The sequence below is a fragment of the Arthrobacter sp. MYb214 genome, assembly GCF_002979865.1.
GTDB lineage: Bacteria > Actinomycetota > Actinomycetes > Actinomycetales > Micrococcaceae > Glutamicibacter.
Window position 1 is genome coordinate 113924 of the sequence record NZ_PCPZ01000006.1, and the last position, 20961, is coordinate 134884.

The 20961-nt window shown below is 61.0% G+C and carries 21 protein-coding genes; 13 read left to right on the forward strand and 8 right to left on the reverse strand.

Features of this window, described 5'->3' with window-relative positions:
• Window positions 1-34: 34 nt before the first annotated feature.
• A complete protein-coding gene (locus CQ012_RS14590; RefSeq protein WP_105662533.1) occupies window positions 35-988 on the reverse strand; it encodes a metallophosphoesterase in 954 nt (317 codons plus the stop codon).
• Window positions 989-1107: 119 nt separating this feature from the next.
• On the reverse strand, window positions 1108-3408 hold the full coding sequence (locus tag CQ012_RS14595; protein ID WP_105656983.1) for a transglycosylase domain-containing protein: 2301 nt from the start codon (window positions 3406-3408) through the stop codon (window positions 1108-1110).
• 37 nt (window positions 3409-3445) lie between these two features.
• Here CQ012_RS14595 and sp36 point away from each other — a divergent pair, with 37 nt between their 5' ends.
• The 3 genes from sp36 (at window position 3446) to CQ012_RS14605 (ending at window position 5086) form a co-directional block, all read left to right on the forward strand.
• The gene (gene sp36, locus CQ012_RS18065; protein WP_013349841.1) at window positions 3446-3601 is read left to right on the forward strand and encodes a Sp36 family protein; all 156 of its coding nucleotides are present in this window, start codon (window positions 3446-3448) and stop codon (window positions 3599-3601) included.
• Between the two features lie 32 nt (window positions 3602-3633).
• Window positions 3634-4110 (forward strand): RidA family protein, encoded by a 477-nt coding sequence (locus tag CQ012_RS14600; RefSeq protein WP_105656982.1) that lies wholly within the window; start codon window positions 3634-3636, stop codon window positions 4108-4110.
• 61 nt (window positions 4111-4171) lie between these two features.
• Entirely contained in the window at window positions 4172-5086 is a 915-nt protein-coding gene (locus CQ012_RS14605) for an NUDIX hydrolase (RefSeq protein WP_105656981.1), read from the forward strand.
• 68 nt (window positions 5087-5154) lie between these two features.
• On the opposite strand, the gene CQ012_RS14610 is transcribed toward CQ012_RS14605, so the two are convergent.
• Window positions 5155-5832, reverse strand: a complete 678-nt coding sequence (locus CQ012_RS14610; RefSeq protein WP_022874282.1) for a Crp/Fnr family transcriptional regulator — start codon at window positions 5830-5832, stop codon at window positions 5155-5157.
• A 204-nt stretch (window positions 5833-6036) separates the two neighbouring features.
• Here CQ012_RS14610 and CQ012_RS14615 point away from each other — a divergent pair, with 204 nt between their 5' ends.
• On the forward strand, window positions 6037-7227 hold the full coding sequence (locus tag CQ012_RS14615; protein ID WP_286134139.1) for a MarP family serine protease: 1191 nt from the start codon (window positions 6037-6039) through the stop codon (window positions 7225-7227).
• A 9-nt stretch (window positions 7228-7236) separates the two neighbouring features.
• On the opposite strand, the gene aroQ is transcribed toward CQ012_RS14615, so the two are convergent.
• Both aroQ and acs read right to left on the reverse strand, forming a co-directional pair.
• Window positions 7237-7689 carry a type II 3-dehydroquinate dehydratase gene (aroQ, locus tag CQ012_RS14620; RefSeq protein ID WP_105656979.1) on the reverse strand — a complete coding sequence of 151 codons (453 nt, stop codon included), beginning with the start codon at window positions 7687-7689 and terminating at the stop codon, window positions 7237-7239.
• A gap of 130 nt (window positions 7690-7819) precedes the next feature.
• Window positions 7820-9796 carry an acetate--CoA ligase gene (acs, locus tag CQ012_RS14625; RefSeq protein WP_105662534.1) on the reverse strand — a complete coding sequence of 659 codons (1977 nt, stop codon included), beginning with the start codon at window positions 9794-9796 and terminating at the stop codon, window positions 7820-7822.
• A 203-nt stretch (window positions 9797-9999) separates the two neighbouring features.
• On the opposite strand from acs, the gene nth reads away from it, so the two are divergent.
• Window positions 10000-10794: an endonuclease III gene (nth, locus tag CQ012_RS14630; protein ID WP_105656977.1), complete on the forward strand. Its 795-nt coding sequence runs from the start codon at window positions 10000-10002 to the stop codon at window positions 10792-10794.
• Window positions 10791-11468, forward strand: coding sequence for an NUDIX hydrolase (locus CQ012_RS14635; protein ID WP_105656976.1), 678 nt, complete (start codon window positions 10791-10793; stop codon window positions 11466-11468). The genes nth and CQ012_RS14635 overlap by 4 nt, the downstream gene beginning before the upstream one ends.
• Before the next feature lie 6 nt (window positions 11469-11474).
• Here CQ012_RS14635 and CQ012_RS14640 read toward each other — a convergent pair whose 3' ends face one another.
• Window positions 11475-13124 (reverse strand): bifunctional 3'-5' exonuclease/DNA polymerase, encoded by a 1650-nt coding sequence (locus CQ012_RS14640; RefSeq protein ID WP_105662535.1) that lies wholly within the window; start codon window positions 13122-13124, stop codon window positions 11475-11477.
• Window positions 13125-13211: 87 nt separating this feature from the next.
• Here CQ012_RS14640 and CQ012_RS14645 point away from each other — a divergent pair, with 87 nt between their 5' ends.
• The 7 genes from CQ012_RS14645 (at window position 13212) to CQ012_RS14675 (ending at window position 17831) form a co-directional block, all read left to right on the forward strand.
• Window positions 13212-14336, forward strand: a complete 1125-nt coding sequence (locus CQ012_RS14645) for a CpaE-like family protein (protein WP_146112244.1) — start codon at window positions 13212-13214, stop codon at window positions 14334-14336.
• Window positions 14333-15574: a TadA family conjugal transfer-associated ATPase gene (locus CQ012_RS14650; protein WP_105656973.1), complete on the forward strand. Its 1242-nt coding sequence runs from the start codon at window positions 14333-14335 to the stop codon at window positions 15572-15574. The genes CQ012_RS14645 and CQ012_RS14650 overlap by 4 nt, the downstream gene beginning before the upstream one ends.
• Before the next feature lie 3 nt (window positions 15575-15577).
• Window positions 15578-16258 (forward strand): type II secretion system F family protein, encoded by a 681-nt coding sequence (locus tag CQ012_RS14655; RefSeq protein WP_105656972.1) that lies wholly within the window; start codon window positions 15578-15580, stop codon window positions 16256-16258.
• Window positions 16255-16791 (forward strand): type II secretion system F family protein, encoded by a 537-nt coding sequence (locus tag CQ012_RS14660; protein WP_105656971.1) that lies wholly within the window; start codon window positions 16255-16257, stop codon window positions 16789-16791. Before CQ012_RS14655 ends, CQ012_RS14660 begins: the two co-directional genes overlap by 4 nt.
• 126 nt (window positions 16792-16917) lie before the next feature.
• Window positions 16918-17100, forward strand: coding sequence for a DUF4244 domain-containing protein (locus CQ012_RS14665; RefSeq protein ID WP_105656970.1), 183 nt, complete (start codon window positions 16918-16920; stop codon window positions 17098-17100).
• Window positions 17101-17103: 3 nt separating this feature from the next.
• Entirely contained in the window at window positions 17104-17439 is a 336-nt protein-coding gene (locus CQ012_RS14670; RefSeq protein ID WP_105656969.1) for a TadE family type IV pilus minor pilin, read from the forward strand.
• Complete coding sequence (locus CQ012_RS14675; RefSeq protein WP_105656968.1) at window positions 17436-17831, forward strand: Rv3654c family TadE-like protein; 396 nt, start codon at window positions 17436-17438, stop codon at window positions 17829-17831. Before CQ012_RS14670 ends, CQ012_RS14675 begins: the two co-directional genes overlap by 4 nt.
• A 15-nt stretch (window positions 17832-17846) precedes the next feature.
• Here the strand turns inward: CQ012_RS14675 and CQ012_RS14680 are convergent, their stop codons facing one another.
• Both CQ012_RS14680 and CQ012_RS14685 read right to left on the reverse strand, forming a co-directional pair.
• Window positions 17847-20177, reverse strand: a complete 2331-nt coding sequence (locus CQ012_RS14680; protein ID WP_105656967.1) for a DEAD/DEAH box helicase — start codon at window positions 20175-20177, stop codon at window positions 17847-17849.
• Between the two features lie 98 nt (window positions 20178-20275).
• Entirely contained in the window at window positions 20276-20932 is a 657-nt protein-coding gene (locus CQ012_RS14685) for a GNAT family N-acetyltransferase (protein WP_105656966.1), read from the reverse strand.
• Between the last annotated feature and the right edge of the window lie 29 nt (window positions 20933-20961).

Below are 20961 nucleotides of genomic sequence, written 5' to 3' on the forward strand. Positions count from 1 at the left end.
CTTGACCGGGGATTACCCGAAGAAATTTCGTGGCTTAGTCGCGGGCAGCCAGGGTAACCATGATGGCTTCCGGCGGGCAGGCGAAGCGAATCGGAGCGAAGCGCGAGGTGCCCACGCCAGCGGAAACATTCAACGGAACGGTGTTGCCGTTGTATTCCCAATCGCTCAGGCCGCGGGCGCGCCACGTAGGCAGATCGCAGTTGGAGACCAATGCGCCATAGCCCGGGATGCACACCTGGCCGCCGTGGGTGTGGCCAGCGAAAATGACATCAGCCTTCGCCTCGGTGAATTGGTCAAGAACCCGCTGGTAGGGCGCGTGGGTGAGCGCAATGCGCACGTGGGGCGCCTGGCTGCTTGAGGAGGAACCACGCGGCCAGCCAGCGAAGAGGTCCCGGTCGATGTGCGGATCATCCACGCCGGTAAGATCCAGGCGCAGGCCATTGAGCACCGTGGAATGCGCACGGTTGGACATGTTGATCCAGCCGGCTCCGCCGAAGGCCCGGTGCATTTCTTCGAACGGCAACTGGTCGCGCGGGGCAGGGTTGGGAGTTCCGGTGGAAGAAGCCAAATACCTGAACGGGTTCTTCAGCTTCGGAGCGTAGTAGCAATTGGACCCGGGAACGAAGGCGCCAGGGAAAGCCATCAGCGGTTCCAGCGCCTTGATCAAAGCCGGCACGGCCTTGCGGTGGCTGAGGTTATCCCCGGTGTTGATGACAAAGTCGGGCTTCAGATCAGCCAGACCGCGCAGCCACTGGGTTTTGGCTTCCTGCCCTGGAACCATGTGGATGTCCGAAAGGTGCAGGACCTTGATGTCGCCGTATCCGCGGGGCAGGACCTTAAGCGATTCGTGGCGCAGCCCGAACTTCTGGGCCTCCAGCATGCCATAGCCCACCAGAGCTCCGCCGATGGCCAGAGCGCCGGTGGCGGCAAGGGCCGCAGTACCGCTGGCATGACGTAATGCCGAAGCGAAATTATTCTGTTCAACCATGACTTCTGTGCCATCGTCCTTTCAAGCCCGGAGGCAACTTCTGGTGGAGTTCTCCTATGCCAATCTAAACCGAAAGGCCGCGTCCAACCAAAGTTGAACGCGGCCTTTCGAATATTCAGCTAGTCATCGGACTTCTTGCCGTTGCCGTTTCCATTGCCGTTTCCGTTGCCCTTGTTATCGGAGTCGGGCTTCGGCGAGGATTCTTCCTTAGGCTTGGAATCTTCCTTCGACTCTTCCTTGTCATTGTCCTTCTCATCCGAGTCGGACTTGGAATCGTCTTCTTCCTTCGGCTTTGGCGGAGGCGGCTGGCGACGGGCCGAACCGAAGTTGTTCCGCTCGTATTCGTGCACGGCCTCCTCCATGAAGTCCACCCACAGCGGGGCGGCGAAGGTCGAGGAATCGACCATCCAAGGGGCCTTCTTGTCGTTGACCATCGCGCCGTGCATCTGGTTCTTCTCTTCGCCGGCCTTGCCCTTGAGTCGGCCGACCCAGGTGGCGGTGGAAATTCCGGTGGTGTAGCCGACGAACCAGGTCGAGGACGCGTAGTTGTTGGTACCGGTCTTGCCAGCGATTGGGCCGTCGACGCGGCCCTTGGAGACGCGGTTGGTGGCGATCTTCTTCAGGGTGCCGTTCAGATCGGCAACGTAGGTCGGGTCGATTTCCTGGGAGCAGGATTCCTTCTTGACCTTGTACTCGTTGCCGTCCTTGTCGGTCACGCTGTTGATGGCGCGTGGTTCGCAGTACTCGCCCTTATTGGCGAATGCAGCGAATGCGGCGGCCTGGGACAGCGGGGTGATTTCTGCCGAGCCGATGATGAACGAAGGGTTCGAAGGCGAGATCGGGGCAGGGCCGCCCTTGGCTCCCTGATCCAGTACGCCAAGCTTCTTGGTGTAATCGGCGATGGTGCACAGGTCGGTCTTGTAGGCCTCCTGCACGGTCGCGGTATTGATCGACCAGTACAGGCCGGTATCCACGGTCATCGAGCGGTAGAAGCCTGGCGATGCATTCTTCGGTTCCCAATTAGAACCAACAGTTGTCGTTCCTCCGGGAAGGCAAGATGCCCGCCACTTGGAGCCGGGTACGAAAACCTGCTTCTTGGCATTGATCTTGTCGTACATGCGGTTGCCTTCGGACAGCCAGCCCAAGGTGGTGTACGGCTTCATGGTAGAACCACCCTGGAACCCGCCAGCGCCACCCAGGGAACGCTCGACAGCGAAGTTGTAATAGGTGTTCTCGCCCGAGTTCTTGACTTCCGGACCGTAGGTGGTGTTCTGCGCCATGGTCAGGATCTTGCCGGTGCCCGGCTCGACCGAAACGATCGAGGAGTAAATGTCGGTGTTGGACTTGGCCTTTGGATCGATAGCCTTCGCTGCGTCCTTGGCGGCCTTCTTGTTCAGCTTGCTGTTCAGAGTGGTCTTGACGGTCAAGCCGCCACGGTACAGCAGGCCTTCGCGATCTTCCTTGGTCTTGCCATAGGTGTCATCGGAAAGGATCAGATTGGTGACGTAGTCGCAGAAGTAGGCATTTTCCTTGGCCGCGGTGCAACCGGAAGGGGACGTGCGCGGATCCAGTTCCAGGTCCGACTTCACCGCCTTGTCGTATTCCTTCTTGGTGATTGCGCCGGTGCGGTACATGTTGCCCAGCACCTTGTTGCGGCGGTCGATGGATCGCTCAGGGTTGTTGATCGGGTTGTAGACGTTTGGCAGCTGGACCATGCCGGCAAGCATGGCCGACTGCTGCACGTTCAAGTCCTTGGCATCGGTTGAGTAGAAGTGCTGAGCGGCAGCCTGCACGCCGTACTCGCGACCCGAGAAGAGCACCAGGTTCAGGTAGCCCTCCAGGATCTGGTCCTTGGACATTTCCTTCTCGATGGCCACCGCGTACTTCAGCTCGCGGATCTTATCCGAGTAGCCCTTCTGGCCGGAAACAGTGGATTCGTCCGAACCGGTGAGCACCTGGTTATTCACTAGCAGGTTGTTCACGTACTGCTGGGTCAGGGTGGAAGCACCAGAGCGGCTCGAAGAGGTGAGGTTGCCAACTACTGCACGGGCGATGCCCTTGGGGTCGATGCCCTTGTGCTCGTAGAAACGCTCATCTTCCACCGAGATGATCGCCTTGCGCATGTTTGGCGAGATGTCATCTAGCTTCACAGGCTGGCGATTTTGCTGGTAGAAGTTCGCAATGGCCTTGCCATCAGCGTCAAGGATCGTGGAAGGCTCCGGGATGGGGAGCTTTTCAAACGAGCTCGGGAGCGCGCTGACGATGTTGTTACCGGTGGTCAAACCGGTTTTTGCGATAGCGGCAATGGGCACGAGCATGCCTGCTGCGAGCACACCACACAGGGCGCTGATTCCGAAGAATGCAACGACTTTTCCCAGGGTGGTAGCGGTATCAAAAAAAGGGGACTTCTTGGCTGCCATACCCACTAGTTTACAAGGACGCGCTAACGTATCGAGTATGACTAAATGGGAATACGCCACTTTGCCGCTTTTGATTCACGCTACGAAGCAGATTTTGGACCAGTGGGGTGACGATGGCTGGGAGCTGGTAACCGTGGTTCCAGGCCCCAACGGCTCATCTCCAGTGGCCTACATGAAGCGTCCGAAAGCGTAACTAGCAACAACATTTACTGAAGGAGAAATCCCATGCAAGAAGCTACTTCCTCGCGTGTCGAGGCTCGTCTGGCCGAGCTCGGTCATGCCTTGCCAGCTGTGGCAAAGCCGGTAGCCGCCTACCTGCCAGCCGTTACCACCGGCAACTATGTCTACACCTCCGGCCAGCTTCCGCTGATTAAGGGTGAACTCACAGCCGTTGGAAAGGTTGGTGCCGAGGTTTCGGCCGAGGAGGCGAAGGCCCAGGCGCAGACCGCTGCGCTTAACGCGCTAGCCGCCATCAAGGCCGAAATTGGTGATCTAGATCGCATTAAGCGCATCGTGAAGGTTGTCGGTTTCGTGTCGTCGGCACCGGACTTCACCGGACAGCCAGGCGTCATCAACGGGGCATCGGAGTTCTTCGGCGAGGTACTCGGCGATGCAGGCTTGCACGCACGCTCGGCCGTCGGCGTTGCCGTTCTGCCGCTGGATGCACCTGTCGAGGTCGAGGTCATCGCCGAATTTGAGTAATTCAAGCCAGATTCCTGCTGCGCGGTCCCGACGGGCATTCCCGGCGGGGCCGCGCAGCGGTATGGTGCGCCGGCTCTTTGATTTGCCGCCGCATCAAATTGCCACCGCCGAAAACTGGTTCTCTTTCGGTTCGCGCACGCCGCGCACCCCGCGGCGCGCGTCCTCCATCTGCCTTGTGAGGGATTCTTCCCACGGCGTGGAGACCTATCTGACTTATCGCCCCGGGGGCTCCCCACTGGGCAACGTGGCCTTTCCCGGCGGCAGCCACGAGGCGAGCGACCGTGCCACCTACCAATGGTTCGGTCCAAGCCTGTCCCAATGGTCCAAGCGCATGGACATGCTGGACCAGCAGTTGGCGCAGGCATACATCGTTTGCGCCATTCGCGAGCTTTTCGAAGAGACCGGAATCCTGCTGGCCGGCACCGATGAGCAATCCGTGGTCGAAATGACCGATGCAGAAGACTGGATGACCGCCCGCGAAGCAATCGCCGGACAGGACCTGGCCTTCGACGAATTCCTGCGCCGCCGCGGACTGGGCTTGCGCACAGACCTTTTGCGTCCGGTATCCCACTGGCTCAACCCGAACTTTGCCCTGCGCCGCTTCGACACCTGGTACTTCACTGCCACCGTGCCCAACCGCCAGGAGGCTGCCTTGCTGCGCGGCAAAGGCAAATGGGGGCGCTGGTGTGCCGCCGGGGAAATATTGGCCAAACGCAGCACCAGCGAGCTGGGGGACAGCGTTGGCCAACCCAACACAGTGAACCTCGCGCTCTCGGAGATTAGCTACCCGGCGGTGGAAATGATCCTGGAAGCCATGGCGGAGGCCAATGGAGTGGTCGCCTACCTTTCGCGGGCCCGTTCGTTGAATCTCAAGCATCCGGACCTGCTGGTGCGCGATGGCATTTACTATCTGGAAGTCCTTGGCTCCATGAGCGCTGAATCCTCCCGCCCATGGCAGACTACTGCCGGGCACTGAGAGCAGAACTTAAACAAAGCAGGCCGGGAATCCTTGAAGGATTCCCGGCCTGTTTGCATCACTGCGGTTTAGCGCGAGCGCTGGCGCAGACGCTGGATATCCAGGATCACGACGGCGCGTGCTTCCAGGCGCAGCCAGCCGCGCTGCACGAACTCGGCCAGAGCCTTGTTCACGGTTTCGCGGGAAGCACCAACGAGCTGAGCCAGCTCTTCCTGAGTCAGTTCGTGGGCAACCAGGATGCCGTCGGTAGCTGGGCGACCGAAGCGGTCAGCCAGATCCAACAGAGCCTTGGCAACACGGCCAGGAACGTCAGAGAAGACCAGATCGGCCAGGGACTCATTGGTACGACGCAGACGTGCAGCCAGAGCCTGCAGCAGCTGGATCGAGACCTCAGGGGAGTTCAAGATAGCCTTGCGCATGTTCTCGTGGCTCAGGCCCGCCAAGCGGGTCTCGGACACGGCGGTTGCAGTTGCGTTGCGTGGGTGTGGATCGAACAATGCCATCTCGCCAAACAGTTCGCCTGGGCCAAGAACAGCAATCAGGTTCTCGCGACCATCCGAAGAGGTGCGACCCAGCTTGATCTTGCCCGAAACGATGAAGTACAGACGGTCACCCTGATCGCCTTCACGGAACACCGATGCGCCGCGGGAGAGATCAACCTCGGTCAATTCTTCGGTTAGCGCGGCGAATACTTCATCACCAAGCGACGCAAACAGTGGCGCGCGACGCAGTACCTCGATATCCATTAAATCTCCTGTCAACAGTAGTAGGCGCTTACTTCATTGTGCCGTATTCGGTAACAATGTGACAGTTTCCACACGTGGTTTAACCAAGAAAATGTTGAAAATCACGCACATTCGACTAAAACTCGCGAATCTGCTCGCAGAAATCCATCAGCTTCTAAGGGTACCTTGGGTCTATACGAACTTTATGAATGAACTGGGGTCTTGGTGCTCGGAATTTTCAGCTGGCTCGACGTAGTCATCTGCGCTGTTTTGCTGACGTTTTTCGTTGTTGGAGTTCGTCGAGGTTTTCTGCTGACCATTGGCGACATGCTCGGCCTGATTGTCGGCGGCGTCGCCGCATTCTTCGCCATCCCGCTGGTTTCCACCTTCGCCACGAACCCCTGGTGGCGGGTCGGCCTGATGATAGCTACCGCAGCCGTGCTGATCATTCTCGGGCAAGCTCTGGGACGGGTGATTGCAACCCGCATCCGCCACTGGATGAATGTCGATTTCCTGCGTGCCGCGGACCGCATTGCCGGTGGCGTGCTGTCGGTGTTCATTACCGCCACAATCATCGGTGGCTTGGCCTTTTCCACTTCAAGCATGGGTATTCCAAGGCTTTCGCTGGAGATCAGCAAGTCCAAGATGATCGACTCGATTCGTGGCCTGACACCCGAGTTTGTCGATGCCGCGATTTCCACCGCACGCTCCAAGGTGATCGCCGAAACCCTCCCCGCATTCCTGGAGCCTTTCGCGCCCCCGGTCCAGGCGCCGGCCAACACCGAATGGGCAGCTAACGACCTGCAGCTGGCCGCTGCCCAATCGGCCGCCAAGATCTCCGGTACCGCGGTGCAATGCGGTGTGAACCTGACCGGCTCAGGCTTCGTTGTCGACCACGAGCTGGTCATGACCAACGCGCACGTGGTCGCCGGATTGAGCGCGGCAACCGTGGAGGTCGGCGGTGACGAAGTTCACCGCGGAAAGGTTGTTTATTTCGATCCCAAGGCCGACATCGCGCTGCTTTACGTCGAAGGGCTGGAGGCAGAGCCTATCGACCTCGCCGCTGATGACCTGATGCGCGGCGACTCGGCAACCTTTGTCGGGCACCCAGCGGGCGGCCCGCAGCAGATCCGCGGAGCCTTGATCGCTTCCCGTGCCTTCGTTTCCATTGCCAATATCTATGGCGCGGACCCATCTCGAATCTCTGTCTACCAGCTCACCGCGGAAGTAGCCCAGGGCAATTCCGGCGGACCGCTGCTGGATGAATCCGGCGACGCGGTGGGCTTGATCTTCGCCAAGTCGCGCAGCGATGACGAGGTCGGCTTCGCCCTGAGCCTCGAAGAGATCGAGAACGCCATGGAGCTGGGCGGCGATCGGCGCACCAGCATCAAAACAGGCGACTGCGTCACCGGCTAGGGCTTGCGGCTATTTGCCCAGCAAATGCGCGAGCTGCTGAACCGCCAGCTTGTAGCCGTGCACGCCCGCACCGATGATGATCGAGCTGGCTACCGGCGAGATGAAGGAATGGTGGCGGAACGCTTCACGCTTGTGCACGTTCGAGATGTGCACCTCGATGGCTGGCAACTGCACGCCGCTGATGGCATCGGCAATAGCCACAGAGGTATGGGTGAATGCGCCGGGGTTCATGATGATGCCGGCTGCGGTAGTGCGGGCCTCGTGAATCGCGTCGATGAGCACACCCTCATGGTTGGACTGCAAGGCGCGCAATTCGAAGCCGAGGGCCGCAGCGGTTTCCCGGGCCAGCTGCTCAACATCGGCCAGGGTGTCGTGGCCATAGATTTCCGGCTCGCGGGTGCCCAGCAGATTCAGGTTGGGGCCGTTGAGCAGCAAGATGGTGTTCGATGCGTTCTCAGTCATGAACTCAAATCTATTACACAACCGGGAAATTCCCGCCCGAATTCTTTGGCCCCGTAATACAAGAAGCCGCCGTTCGTCCACACCAGCGGTGTGGACGAACGGCGGCTTGCTGCACTGGGGCGTGCTGAGGCTATTTGCCCATGGACTGCGCGATCTGGCTCATCACCGTTGAATCGGACAGCGTGGTGGCATCGCCGACCTCGCGGCCCTCGGCCACGTCCTTGAGCAGGCGGCGCATGATCTTGCCCGAGCGGGTCTTAGGCAGTTCCGGAACCACCAGCACATGCTTCGGCTTGGCGATCGGGCCGATGTCCTTGCCCACGTGGTTGCGCAGGGTCGCCAACACATCCTCGCCTTCCGCCGGCTCGGTTTGCAGGATCACGAAGGCCACCACGGCCTCGCCGGTGGTCTCGTCCTTCGCTCCCACCACGGCGGCCTCTGCCACGTATGGGTGGGCGACCAGCGAGGACTCGATCTCGGTGGTGGACAGGCGGTGCCCGGAGACGTTCATCACGTCATCCACGCGGCCCAGCAGCCAGATATCGCCATCGGCGTCCTTCTTCGCACCGTCGCCAGCGAAGTACATGTTCTCGAACCGCGACCAGTAGGTGTCCTTGTAGCGTTCCATGTCGCCCCAGATGCCGCGCAGCATCGCTGGCCACGGCTCGCGGATGACCAGGAAGCCGCCCTCGCCGTCGGCCACGGATTCGCCAGCTTCATCCACCACGTCAATGGCGACGCCCGGCACGGCCACCTGGGCCGAACCCGGCTTGGTTGCGGTGACGCCCGGCAGCGGAGCGATCATGTGCGCGCCGGTTTCGGTCTGCCACCAGGTGTCCACGATCGGGGCCGGGTGTTCCTTGCGTTCGCCGTTCTTGCCGTTGTTGGTGCCGATGGCATCGCGGTACCACATCCATGCTTCCGGGTTGATCGGTTCGCCCACCGAACCCAGCACGCGCAGGGAAGACAGGTCGTAGCCATCGGGGATCTCGCGGCCCCACTTCATGAAGGTGCGGATTGCGGTGGGCGCGGTGTACAGGATGGTGACGCCGTACTTTTCCACCAGTTCCCACCAGCGGCCCTGGTGCGGGGTATCCGGGGTGCCCTCGTAGATCACCTGGGTGGCGCCGTTGACCAGCGGCGCGTAGGTGACGTAGGAATGGCCGGTCACCCAGCCGATGTCCGCGGTGCACCAGTACACGTCGGTTTCCGGGTGCAAATCGAAGGTGTCGCGGTGGGTCACGGCGCCCTGGGCCAAGAAGCCGCCGGTGGTGTGCACAATGCCCTTGGGCTTGCCAGTGGTGCCCGAGGTATACAGCACGAACAACGGGTGCTCGGAGTCGTGGGCTACCGCAGTGTGCTCGGTGGCGGCGGTGCCGACGACGTCATCCCACCACTTGTCCAGTGCGCCGAATTCGGTGGGCTCGCCGTTGCGCTTGACCACCAGCACGTTTTCCACGGTGTGGCCCGGTGCTTCCAGCGCCGCATCCACTGCCGGCTTCAGCGAGGACGGCTTGCCGCGGCGCCAGGTGCCATCGGCGGTGACCACGAGCTTGGCGTCCGCATCATCGATGCGGCTGCGCAGCGCGTCGGCGGAGAAGCCGCCGAAGACCACCGAGTGGATGGCGCCGATGCGGGCGCAGGCCAGCATGGTGATGACGGCTTCCGGGATCATCGGCAGGTAGACGGCCACGCGGTCGCCCTTGGCCACACCCAGGGATTCGAAAGCGTTGGCGGCCTTCTTGACCTCTTCGGTCAGCTGCGCGTAAGTGTAGGTGCGGGTATCGCCCGGCTCGCCTTCGAAGTAGATTGCGACGCGGTCGCTCAGGCCGTTTTCCACATGGCGGTCCAGCGCGTTGTAGGCCGCGTTGAGCTTGCCGCCGACGAACCACTTGGCCACCGGTGCCTGCGACCAGTCCAAGGTTTCAGTAAAATCGGTGTCCCAGGTCAGTACCTGGCGTGCCTGGTCCGCCCAATAGCCCAAGCGGTCTGCCTTGGCTGCGTCGTAGCGGGCCTGCGTTGCGATGGCCTGATCGCTGAAGTCCTTGCTCGGGGCAAAGGAACGGGTTTCGGTCGACAGGTTATCCAAGGTTTTCGAATCACTCACTGTGTTCGCGTCCTTCCGCGTAGTCACAAATATTTCCCTGTGATCAAAGTTACATCCTCCAGCAGGGCCGGTGTGCTTTGTGTCACCGGGAAAGGGGAAATGGGGTAATTTGTGCGCCGAGCGGTTAGCTGCACGCGATGAACAGCACGCCAAGATGGTGTCCAAGGGTGAAAACTTCACGCCCTCATGACACGATCTAAAGCGTGGCGAAGAAATTGGACAACGAAACCGAGCTGGGGCTGAAGCGCCGGGCACGCAAGATCAACCGGGAACTGGCGAAGGCCTACCCCTACGCGGTGCCCGAACTGGACTTCGAGAACCCCTTCGAACTGCTGGTAGCCACCGTGCTCTCCGCGCAGACCACCGACGTGCGGGTCAATGCCATCACTCCAGCGCTCTTCGCCCGTTTCCCGGACGCCCACGCAATGAGCCAAGCCGAACGGGGCGAGCTTGAGCAGCTGATCCGCCCCACCGGTTTCTTCCGCGCCAAGACGGACTCCCTGCTCGGGCTATCCGCCGCCTTGGTTGAACGCTTTGACGGAGAAGTGCCAGCCAAGCTCGAAGAGCTGGTGAAGCTTCCCGGGGTGGGACGCAAAACCGCCAACGTCGTGCTGGGAAATGCCTTCGGTGTTCCCGGAATCACCGTGGACACCCACTTCGGGCGCCTGGCCAACCGCTTTGGGTGGACCGATGAAACCGATCCGGTCAAGGTCGAGCACGCGGTGGGGGAACTGTTCGAAAAACGCGACTGGACGATGCTCAGCCACCGCGTGGTCTTCCATGGCCGCCGCGTCTGCCACTCGCGCAAACCTGCCTGCGGGGCCTGCGCCATCGCCAAGCTTTGCCCCTCGTTCGGCATCGGCGAGGAAATACCTGCCAAGGCCACAGCGTTGCTCAAGTATGAGCTCGCACCAGGACGGGAAGAATTGCTGGCGAAAATGATCGCCGGCGCAACCCGCCGCGAGCTGAGGGCTGAAGGATACGGATTGGACGCATGAGCGCGCGCTTGGAACTGGAAAAAGTAATTGCCCGCCACACGGCACAGGTCGGGGCAACGCAGAAACTGCCCAGCGAATGGGTGATGAGCGATATCGAGCTCGGTGCTGCACGCCGTGCCGCGGTACTGATCCTGTTCGGTGCTGCCGGCGAAGCGGCCCTGGAGCCGCACTCCCGGGCCGGCGATCTGGACGTGCTGTTCGTGGAGCGCGCCGCGACCCTGCGCAAGCACGCGGGCCAGATCGCTTTCCCCGGAGGCGGGATCGACCAGGAGGATTCGAGCGTTGCCGACGCCGCCTTGCGCGAGGCGTGGGAGGAAACTGGCGTGGACACCTCCGGGATCGAGGTCCTGGGCACCTTGGGGGAAACCGAATTGCCGGTTTCGAACTTCCTGGTCACCCCGGTGATTGGCTGGTGGCATACCGAATCCAGGGTTTATCCGGCTGACCCGGCCGAAAGCGCCGGCGTATTCCGCGCCCCGGTGGCGCACCTGCTGGAGCCGAGGAATCGCCTGACCGGCGTGGTGCAGCGCGGCAATCAGAAGTTCAAGTCCCCGGCCTTCGATTTTGAAGACCGGATCATCTGGGGCTTCACCGCGATCGTGCTGGACAGGCTGTTCAACGAGCTGGGTTGGACCCAGCCGTGGAACAACCGCCGTGAACTGCGCATGGCCTGAAGCCGGCTACTTCGCATCCGCGTAGTTCCCGGAGATCGCAACACTGACCGGGAAGCGCGGCGAGGCCTGGCCGAACAGGGAACGCCCGGCGAGCATGGCCGCATGCCGGATGAGCTCCTGCAGTTGCCCAGCCAATTCGGTGGGGCATTCAAAGACGATTTCGTCATGGACAAAGAACACCTGGCGGCAGGTCCGGCTCCACCCGGCCTGATGGATCAGGTGCCGTGCGTGGCCCATCCACACCAAAGCCCACTCCGCGGCGGTCGCCTGTACGACAAAGTTCCTGGTGAACCGGCCGCGGGCTCTCGCCGCGCCGTCAGCAGCCCGCTGCGATGCTTCATCGTTGGTAGCTTTCTGCGCCTGCAGCCACTGCTCATCGGCTGGCGGGCAGCCGCGGCCGAGGAAACTGCGCACGCCTTCACCTTGCTCGCCGGCAAGAGCTGCCTGTTCGACAAAACGCATGGCGGTGGGAAAACTGCGGGTCAGGGCCGCACCCACTGCACCTGAAGCACCGCCGCCACCGCCGTAGATGACCGAGAGCATGCCCAGCTTGGCATCATCTCGGGAAGCCACGAGCTGGGCATCGAGCAGCCACTGGTACAGGTCATCTTGCTGGCCTGCTTTTTGCAATTGCTGGTCATTGGAAATAGCTGCCAGGATTCGAGGTTCCAGTTGCCTCCCGTCGGCCACCACAAACGTCGAGCCGGGACGGGTGCGCACGACCTGCCGGATGGAATGCGGCAATTGGAGCGCCCCGCCACCAGAAGCGGCCCAGCGTCCTGAAGTCACCGTTCCCAGCACATAATGCGGATGGAAGCGGCCGCCTTTCACCCATTGATCCAACCACGCATCACCATGGGTGCTGGCAAGGCGCGAGAGTTTCTTGTATTCAAGAGCCTCAGAAATCAATGGATGCTTGATCTGCTCCAGTTCCCAGGCCCGCACCGAGCTCACCGCAAAACCGGCCTTATGCAGGGCGCGCAACAGCTCCTGCGGCGAATCCGGGTTGAGCCCGGGACTGCCTAATGCCTTGGCCAATTGCTGGGCCTTGGCCGCGAGTTTCGGCGGCCGTCCATAGTCGGATACGCGTTCGCCCAATTGCTCGCGCAGCAGGGCGCGGTGTCCGGCTTCATCCCACGACAAACCGGCCGCTTCCATCTCGCAGGCAATCAACGCACCTACCGATTCGGCGTGGATCAATAATTCCAGACGCTGACGGGTGCTGGGATCCTGCGGCAACGCCTTGCGCTGGGCAACGTACATGGCTACGAGCTCGGAAAGGGATTCGCCGGAGGTCGGGGCGGCAAAGAGCGCATCCTGGTTGGCCCTTTCGTGAGCCTGAACTGGTCGTTCAAGATCGAAGTCTTCGAGCTTTTCCTCACTCAGCGGCGAGCGGTGCAAGATGCGTTGGGCCAAGGAGAGAATGCAAGCCTTGGCCAGATGAACACCGGCAGAAACAAGCGGCTGCATCCACGGGGTGGTGCGGAGCATGGCCCATCGGGGCGAATGCCGTGCTTCGATTTCGGCAACAAATCCGGCAAAATCATCCCGGGATACCGAGGCGACCGGCTGCAGCGAGTTGCCAGAGTACTGGTCGCGAAGATCGATCAGGGCATAGCCATCAGGATCGGCAGCAAGGAAAGCGATGGCACTCATGGATCTATTGTGCCGTGCCAGCGGCCGATATCCCCAGTTGGTTGGCGAGCGGCACGCAAATGATTGGGCAGATGCCACGCTCGATGCATGAAATGGCTATCAGAGTCCTCATCGGCTAAACCGCTGAAGAACACCCAACGATTCGTGATGACTGAACTGGATTTCGCGCAGGCGCCTCCGAACAGCACCAGGAGGCCGGCAGCGGCTGACCGCACGGCGGAAGATGAACCGATCTGCACCATCGTGAGCAACGATGCACGGATTATTGAGCGATGCGCAGTGATCGCGGTCGGCGCGGCGGTGAGAATCAACAAATGCACCGACCCGCAGCTGCTGCCCGCCGATGGTTCTGGGCCGGTGCTGTGGGGCAGCGACATGGCAGCACTAGCCGAAAACACGAGCCGGCCGGTGGATGTCCTGGTCGGTCTGGAAGATGGCGAGGCCATCGTGTGGAGCTTGGCCAGCAGAATTCCCAAGGCAAGGGTGGCAGTTTTGCCCTCGGCCAGCCAATGGCTCGGCGAGTACCTGGGTCTATGGGCCATGAGGGCAGGGCATGGACACACACTGGCACTGCATTCCACAGCAGGCGGGCTGGGAACAACGACCCTGGCCCTGTTGCTGGCGCATGCCGGGACATTAAGTGGTCTTCGCAGCGCCATGATTGATCTGGATCCGCATTCCCAGGGCGCTTGGCCGCTGGTTTGCACCCAACCGCCAACGGGAATTGGATGGGAAGAATTGCGGCAATCCGGTGGCGCGCTTGCTGCTCATCAACTGGCTGAAACGCTGCCGAAGCTTCGCGATACCGCGATCTTGACCTGGTCCCAGGCAAGCAGAACGCATGAGCTGGAGGACCAGCTGGTGATCCGCCTGCTGGCCGCCGCCCGGCAAGGATTCGATCTGGTCGTAGTGGATGCCGGGCGCGCACCGCATCCGCAACGGCTGGCACTGAACCAATTCATAGACCGGAATATCGCCACTGCCAGTTCGTTGACCGTGCCAGCCTCTGGGGAAGTGGTGCTGTGCGGGGAACAGAAACTACGCAGCACCCCTGCGGGTTTTCCTCAGATTCTTGGTGCCTTCCCCGATTTTCCCCGGATCAGCAAAGCGATCGAGCGCGGCCAATTATACGACAGTTTCAAATCCCGGGCATTGCGCCAGCACCTGTCCAACCTCTGCCTGATACCGCAAATGAAGGAGCAGCACCCATGAGCCCGGGCCGGCATAGCCACAACGCCAACCCATCAACGGGCGGGCCTGTGCTGGATGCCAAAATCCTTGAATCCGTGCGTGAACGCGCATTGCTCACCGGCGGGCAGCTTGATGCGATTGCCTTGGCAGGAGCTGTTCACGACTCCGGCGCGGCTCTGGGTTCCCAAGGTGCCGCACAATCGCTGGAATCGCTGCAGAACGAAGTGGCAGGAATATCAATCCTCGAGCCTTTCGCACAGCGGCCCGAGGTGACCGATGTCCTGGTCGACGGGCAAGGGATGGTCTGGACGGATTCTCCGGCCGGCCTGCAGCCCACCGAATTCCGGTTTTCTTCCCCAGAGCAGGTTCGGACCCTGGCCGTCCATCTTGCAACCCTTGCGGGCCGACGGCTCGATTCAGCTAGCCCGTTCATGGACATGAGCTTGAAGAATTACCGCGTCCACGCTGTACTGCCTCCAATTGCCACAGCCGGACCGCTGATCTCGATTCGCGTCAAGCGCAGTGCCCAGCTCGAACTGGGCACCGTCCTGGAAGGATCGAACGGGTTCTGGCTACCGCTGCTTCAAGCCATCGTGGAACGCCAGATGAACTTCCTGATTACCGGAGGAACCGGCAGCGGCAAAACTACCCTCCTGCAAGCCATGCTTGCCGAAGCCAATCCGCGGCACCGTCTGGTCATCGTGGAAGACTCGCAAGAACTGCATGTGCCGCACCCGCATGTTGTGTCCTTGCAAACCCGGTCGGCCAACGTCGAATCTGCCGGCCAGGTGCGGCTGAAGGACTTGGTTGTCCAAGCCCTGCGCATGCGCCCTGACCGACTGGTCGTTGGCGAATGCCGTGGGGAGGAAATACGCGATTTTCTTGCAGCCATGAACACGGGGCATCAGGGAGCCGCAGGCACCATGCACGCCAACAACCCGCAGTCAGTTCCGGCCCGCTTGGCGGCGCTGGGTGCGCTCGCCGGATGGAGCGTGCAGGCGACTTCGTTGCAGGCCTCCAGCGCCTTGGATCTTGTCATTCACATGAACAGGGGGAGCCAAGGGCAGCGCGGACCGGTGGCCCTTGGACGCTTGGACACCGGTAGCGATGGCCAGATGCACATGCGGCGCCTGATAGACCTGGACGCCGCCGAACCGCTGGCCGACTACGGGCAAAGCTTCCTGGCGAACAGATTTGGCCCATCGCTCACGCGCACCATTGCCAAGGCGCTAGGCGATGAGCACGCCAAGGAGCGTTGACCAATGCTGATCCTCATCTTTGGCGCACTGGCCTTGTGGCTGTGGATCCCCGCGCACCCGGCAAGCAAAATCAAAGCGGGTTCCCTGCGCAGGCTCCGGGATCGCGGGGCGGAACGCCACACGGACGATGACCAGGTACTGAGCACCGATGCCCGCATCATTCGTGAACTCTCGGCGCTGCTCCGAAGCGGATTGGATTTCCATCCCGCAGTTGATGCGTTGCTGGAGGCCGAGGACGACAGCGGGAACATCATCCGAGCGCTCAAAGACCTCCAAGCAACGCATCGGCTAAACAACAGCGCTCCCGGACCCGGTCTTCCGGCGGAGCAGGGACAAGGTCCAGCGGTGCGACGACTGCACTGGTGCCTGGAACTCTCCGAACGCAGCGGCGCAAGCCTTGCCGATGTGCTGGAACGGCTAGCCGAAGACCTCGAATGCGCCCTAGTAGCCCAGCAAGCATTCGAGGCGGCTATGGCTGGCCCGAAAGCAACGACTAAGTTGCTGACATGGCTTCCACTAGTCGGGTTTGGATTCGGTCTGCTTGTGGGCATTGATGTTCTGGGCACGATAGGCCGATCATGGGCGGCGCAACTCAGCGTGCTCATTGGAGCATTGCTGTGGATCGCCAACCGGATCTGGTGCCGGCGGCTCATGCAGGCAACCACTAGCCAGGCACTGTCATGATCGTTCTGATTCTGCTTCTAGGGGCGCTTTCCATCGCTTTGGCATTAGGACGGCCCAACTCGAAAAGTCGAGAAGGCAAGGCGCCGCAGTGCCTTGGGAAAAGACGGCAGGAAGATGAAAAACCTGTCGAGCTGATCCTGGATCTGAGCGCCAGCCTGTTGGACTCGGGGATGCCCATCACCGAGATCCTCGATCTGCTCGGTCACAGCATTGAACAGTGCGCGGTGCTGCGCAGCGTAGCGCGCTGCTTGGAAATGAACATGGCGTGGGACAAAGCCTGGGAAGCCGCTCCGCCCTGGCTCGACCCGCTGCGGAGAGCACTGCACTTTGCCCACATGACCGGAGCGCCGGCAGCCAATCTGCTACGAAATACCGCGATTCTGCAACGCCGTGAACATGCACAGAAAGTCGCGCGCCTCGGAGCGCAATTCGGTACCAGGCTCGTACTGCCTCTAGGGGCCTGCGCACTGCCGGCTTTCATCGCCCTGGGCGTGGTTCCACTGATCATCGCGCTATTCCCCAGCTACCAGTAATCCCCGGCCGAAGGTTATGCCCAGCTCGTAGGAAACCCATGTTGCTGCCCGCGGCGCTCGCCGATGGTAGAAGCACAACATCCACGGTATCGACGCCGGGGATGACAGTCTAGAAAGGACAACACAATGAACCGACGGTTCCGGGAAATCAGGGATCTGCTGCGAGAAGAGCAGGGATCCACCACCGCCGAATTTGCTATGGTCACGCTGGCTGCCGTGGCTTTTGCCGGCTTGCTGATCAGCATCCTGTCCAGCGGCGACGTACGTGGCATGCTGATGGGCCTGATTACTAAAGCGCTGTCGCTGTAGGCCATGAGCTTCAGCGACGAATCGGGTAGCAGCACCGCCGAATTTGCGGTGCTGCTACCCGCGGTTGCCATGATGCTGTCCTTGGGTTTGTGCTTGGGTGTCGTCGGGATCCAGCAGATCCAAGTTCAGCAGGCAGCCGGGGCCATGGCCAGGGAATTGGCCCGCGGCGAGGACGATGCAACCGCTCGCGCCAGCGGCGTGAGGCTGGCAGGAAGCCAAGCCCGTTTCTCGCTCTCAACAGCCAACGGCTACTGGCAGGTTCACGTCAGCAAATCGGTGAGCCTTCCAATCGTTGGCAGCCTTCAAATCCATGGACAAGCCAGCGTGGCCGTCGAATGAAAAAGCGGCGGAGCCTTCGAAGCGAACAGGGTAGCGGAACGGTCATGGCAACAGCGCTCGTGGTTGTTGCACTGCTAATTGCCGGTGCCGTCTTGGCATGGGTTGCAGCAACCCGAGCCGCGATGCAGGCTGCCAGCGCCGCCGATCTGTCGGCGCTGGCTGCTGCGGATACGGCCCGCGGGTTGCGCAGCGGGGACCCCTGCACAGTTGCGGCGTTGTTGGCCGAATCCAACGGTGCACTGCTGGCAGCATGCATGGTGGAACCCGACGGCCAGTCGGTGCGCGTTACGACGAACGTTCCTGTCGGATTCCGTGCCATGGGCATAGAACTGTATCTGGCCGAAGCCCAGGCACGGGCGGGAGCACCGCCACTGGATGCACCGGGGCGGTGAGCATGGCGGAAGCGGTTAGCGGTGGTGCGCTGGCTCCACGTCGTCAAGCACGGCCGTCAACAGCAAGATCGCTCCAGCCTTGTCCAATGGATTATTGCGGTTACCGCACTTGGGGGACTGCACGCAGCTTGGGCAGCCGTGCTGGCATTCGCAGGCCTCGATGGCATCCCGGGTGGCCCGGATCCAATCGGTGAAGCGCTCGAAACCACGCTCGGCGAATCCAGCACCGCCAGGCTGCGCGTCATAGACGAAAATTGTCGGATGGCCGGTATCCATGTGCAGCGCAGTGGATACTCCGCCGATATCCCAACGGTCGCTGGTAGCAACCAGCGGCAGCAACCCGATCATGGCATGCTCGGCAGCATGCAAGGCTCCGGGGAACTGATCTACCTCCAAACCAGCTCGAAGCAATCGCTGCTCGGTCAGGGTGAACCAAATGGACTTGGTATTCAGATCCCGGGCTTCAAGCTCCAACGGTTCTTCGGACAGCACTTCATTAGAAGCCACCGACTTCCGCTGGAAAGACACGACCTGGGTGGTCACAGTGACTTCACCGAAATGAATCGTCAGTTCTCGGTGGTTACGGCTGCGTTCCTCGGAATCAATGGCAACCGTGGTGAGATCACGCGCCGTGGTGTAGTAATCCGGATTCACCCGAGTCACGATCACCACGTGGTTCTGCTCATCAAGTTCTTCCACATGGTAGCTGGCACCCTGATGGACGTAGATGGCCCCGGGATGCGCCTGATAATGCGTTTGCGGGGAATCCATCGTGCCTAGCAGAGCGCCGGTTTCCGCATCGATGATGTCCACTGGTCCACCGCCATCGGCCCGAATGGAGAACATCCCTGCCGCATGTTGCGGATGCGTCCAGAACCATCCAGCCGGGCGCCGGCGCAAGTAGCCGCGTTGCACCAGCGAATCCAGAAGCTGTTCGGTCTGCGGACCGAAAATTTCCAACTCCTCCGGGCGCAGGGGAGATTCTTGCGCGGCGGCGCAGAGGTGGCCGCTAAGCACATACTTATTCTGCGGATCAAAGACTGTCGCTTCGACACCCAAATCGAAGATGGCTTCGGGATGATGTGCCAGGTAGGTGTCCAACGGATCTTCAGCTGCGACAAAGATCGCCAGCGCATCCTGGCCCGAACGTCCGGCACGGCCGATTTGCTGGAAGAACGATGCGCGGGTGCCTGGCCACCCAGCCACCACTACCGCGTCCAGCCCCGCAATATCGATGCCCAGTTCCAGTGCCGAAGTTGAGGTGACACCCAGCAGCTCGCCACTGCGCAATTGCTTTTCCACCTCACGGCGTTCATTAGGCAAGTAGCCCGAGCGGTACGCTGCAAGCCGGACGGATAGATCCGGTGCAAATTTTTCCAGATGCTTGCGGGTGAGCGTTGCGATTGTTTCAGCACCGCGGCGGGACTTGATGAAGACAATGGTTCGAATATGATCAGCCATCAGATCGGTGAGGATCGAAGCGCTCTCGGCGATGGCGGTACGCCGTACCGGCGCACCATTTTCACCGCGGTGATCACTCATCGGAGGTTCCCACAAGGCCATCACCAGTTCACCGCTGGCGGAGAAATCGTTGGTCACCGCTTGAGCTGGCGCCCCAATGAGACGCCCGAAGGATGCTTCGGGGTCTGAGCTCGTCGCGGACGCACCGATCAAGACCGGGCAGCTGCCGTAATAGGCGCAAATGCGACGCAACCGGCGCATCAGGTTGGCTACGTGTGCGCCAAAGACCCCACGGTAGGAATGGGCCTCGTCGATAATGATGTAGCGAAGGCGCTTGAAGAATCTGGACCAGGCCGGATGGTTGGGCAGGATGCCGCGGTGCAGCATATCTGGGTTGGTGAAGACGAAGTTGGCGTGCTGGCGTACCCAAGCACGGGTGGCCTGGTCGGTATCGCCATCGTAGGGAGCGGCTCGGACCCCGGGAACGCCTAGGGACTCCACAGCGGAAAGCTGGTCGGCTGCCAGTGCTTTGGTTGGGCAGATATAAAGCACCGATGAACCGGCATCAGCATCGTTGAATCCGCTGTCCTTCGCCTGGTACAACTGTTCCAGACTTGGCATCAGGTAGGCCATGGACTTGCCTGAGGCGGTACCGGTGGAAACTATGGTGTGGTGGCCCTCGTGGATGAGGTTGGCTGCTTGGGCCTGGTGCAGCCAAGGCTGCTGGATGCCCAGTCCCTGGAATATCCCAACTAGTTCAGCGCTGAGCCACGCTGGCCATTGGCTGGTGATCTCGTCTTTGGCAGCCCTGGTGCGGCGGTGCACCACAGCATCGGGATCATTGGTCCGGTCATAGGGATCTAAGAGAGAACGCACTGACTTCACGAGGACGCCTTCCGGACCGAGAACTGCTGGAGTTAAAGACTATCGCCGTGCTTGACGCGGAAGCGTCAAGCACGGCGATAAGAGTAATCTTGGAGGCCCTAGGCCTTGAACATGACAACCTTGCCCAGCGAAGTCCAGCCCAGCGAAGCGTAAAGCTGCTGGCCATCGACCGAAGCGATCAACAGGCCTTCATCAACATCGTGTTCTTGAGCCAGCGAAGCCAGCGCACGCATGATCAGGGTACCTAGGCCCTTGCGGCGGAAATCGGCGCCGGTGATGATGCGGTCGAAGATTGCGTATCCGCCAACTGCTGAGACATGGCCGGATGCCGCAACGACTTCCTGGTTGTCCTCGGGATGCAGCGACACGTAGGCATGAGTGCCATCGCGTTCAATCTGGAAGACGAAGCCGTCTGCAGGCAGTGGGACCTCGACGTCGTGCACGGCTAGTTCGGTGACCATCAGTGCTTCGTCATCGGCAGTGACCTGCAGGCCTACTTCAGCCGCAATGGCAACCAGATTCTCGGCGGAGTCGTCGAAAGCCGTCAGCCGACGGTTCGGGTGCTTCGTCAGGGTCTCGGCTACTGCTGCGAGTTCCTCTTTGGAGGGACCATAGATGACGTATTCCCAGTCTTCAGTGGTGTCGTGGCGCAGCGCAGCGTGGACCCGTCCTTCGTTGCGGGTTTCATAACCACGAGCCCCAGCCCAGCCTGCTACCCAGGTGCCAATCAGTTCATCGCTTGCGTTTGATGCCATAATTTGACCCTACCTTGTCTTTCCTAGGA

Bases quoted from the DNA above. Each gene is read 5' to 3' on its own strand.
- CQ012_RS14590 (WP_105662533.1), bottom strand. From the start codon at position 988: ATGGTTGAACAGAATAATTTCGCTTCGGCATTACGTCATGCCAGCGGT.
- CQ012_RS14595 (WP_105656983.1), bottom strand. From the start codon at position 3,408: ATGGCAGCCAAGAAGTCCCCTTTTTTTGATACCGCTACCACCCTGGGA.
- sp36 (WP_013349841.1), top strand. From the start codon at position 3,446: ATGACTAAATGGGAATACGCCACTTTGCCGCTTTTGATTCACGCTACG.
- CQ012_RS14600 (WP_105656982.1), top strand. From the start codon at position 3,634: ATGCAAGAAGCTACTTCCTCGCGTGTCGAGGCTCGTCTGGCCGAGCTC.
- CQ012_RS14605 (WP_105656981.1), top strand. From the start codon at position 4,172: ATGGTGCGCCGGCTCTTTGATTTGCCGCCGCATCAAATTGCCACCGCC.
- CQ012_RS14610 (WP_022874282.1), bottom strand. From the start codon at position 5,832: ATGGATATCGAGGTACTGCGTCGCGCGCCACTGTTTGCGTCGCTTGGT.
- aroQ (WP_105656979.1), bottom strand. From the start codon at position 7,689: ATGACTGAGAACGCATCGAACACCATCTTGCTGCTCAACGGCCCCAAC.
- CQ012_RS14635 (WP_105656976.1), top strand. From the start codon at position 10,791: ATGAGCGCGCGCTTGGAACTGGAAAAAGTAATTGCCCGCCACACGGCA.
- CQ012_RS14640 (WP_105662535.1), bottom strand. From the start codon at position 13,124: ATGAGTGCCATCGCTTTCCTTGCTGCCGATCCTGATGGCTATGCCCTG.
- CQ012_RS14645 (WP_146112244.1), top strand. From the start codon at position 13,212: ATGAAATGGCTATCAGAGTCCTCATCGGCTAAACCGCTGAAGAACACC.
- CQ012_RS14650 (WP_105656973.1), top strand. From the start codon at position 14,333: ATGAGCCCGGGCCGGCATAGCCACAACGCCAACCCATCAACGGGCGGG.
- CQ012_RS14655 (WP_105656972.1), top strand. From the start codon at position 15,578: ATGCTGATCCTCATCTTTGGCGCACTGGCCTTGTGGCTGTGGATCCCC.
- CQ012_RS14660 (WP_105656971.1), top strand. From the start codon at position 16,255: ATGATCGTTCTGATTCTGCTTCTAGGGGCGCTTTCCATCGCTTTGGCA.
- CQ012_RS14665 (WP_105656970.1), top strand. From the start codon at position 16,918: ATGAACCGACGGTTCCGGGAAATCAGGGATCTGCTGCGAGAAGAGCAG.
- CQ012_RS14670 (WP_105656969.1), top strand. From the start codon at position 17,104: ATGAGCTTCAGCGACGAATCGGGTAGCAGCACCGCCGAATTTGCGGTG.
- CQ012_RS14675 (WP_105656968.1), top strand. From the start codon at position 17,436: ATGAAAAAGCGGCGGAGCCTTCGAAGCGAACAGGGTAGCGGAACGGTC.
- CQ012_RS14685 (WP_105656966.1), bottom strand. From the start codon at position 20,932: ATGGCATCAAACGCAAGCGATGAACTGATTGGCACCTGGGTAGCAGGC.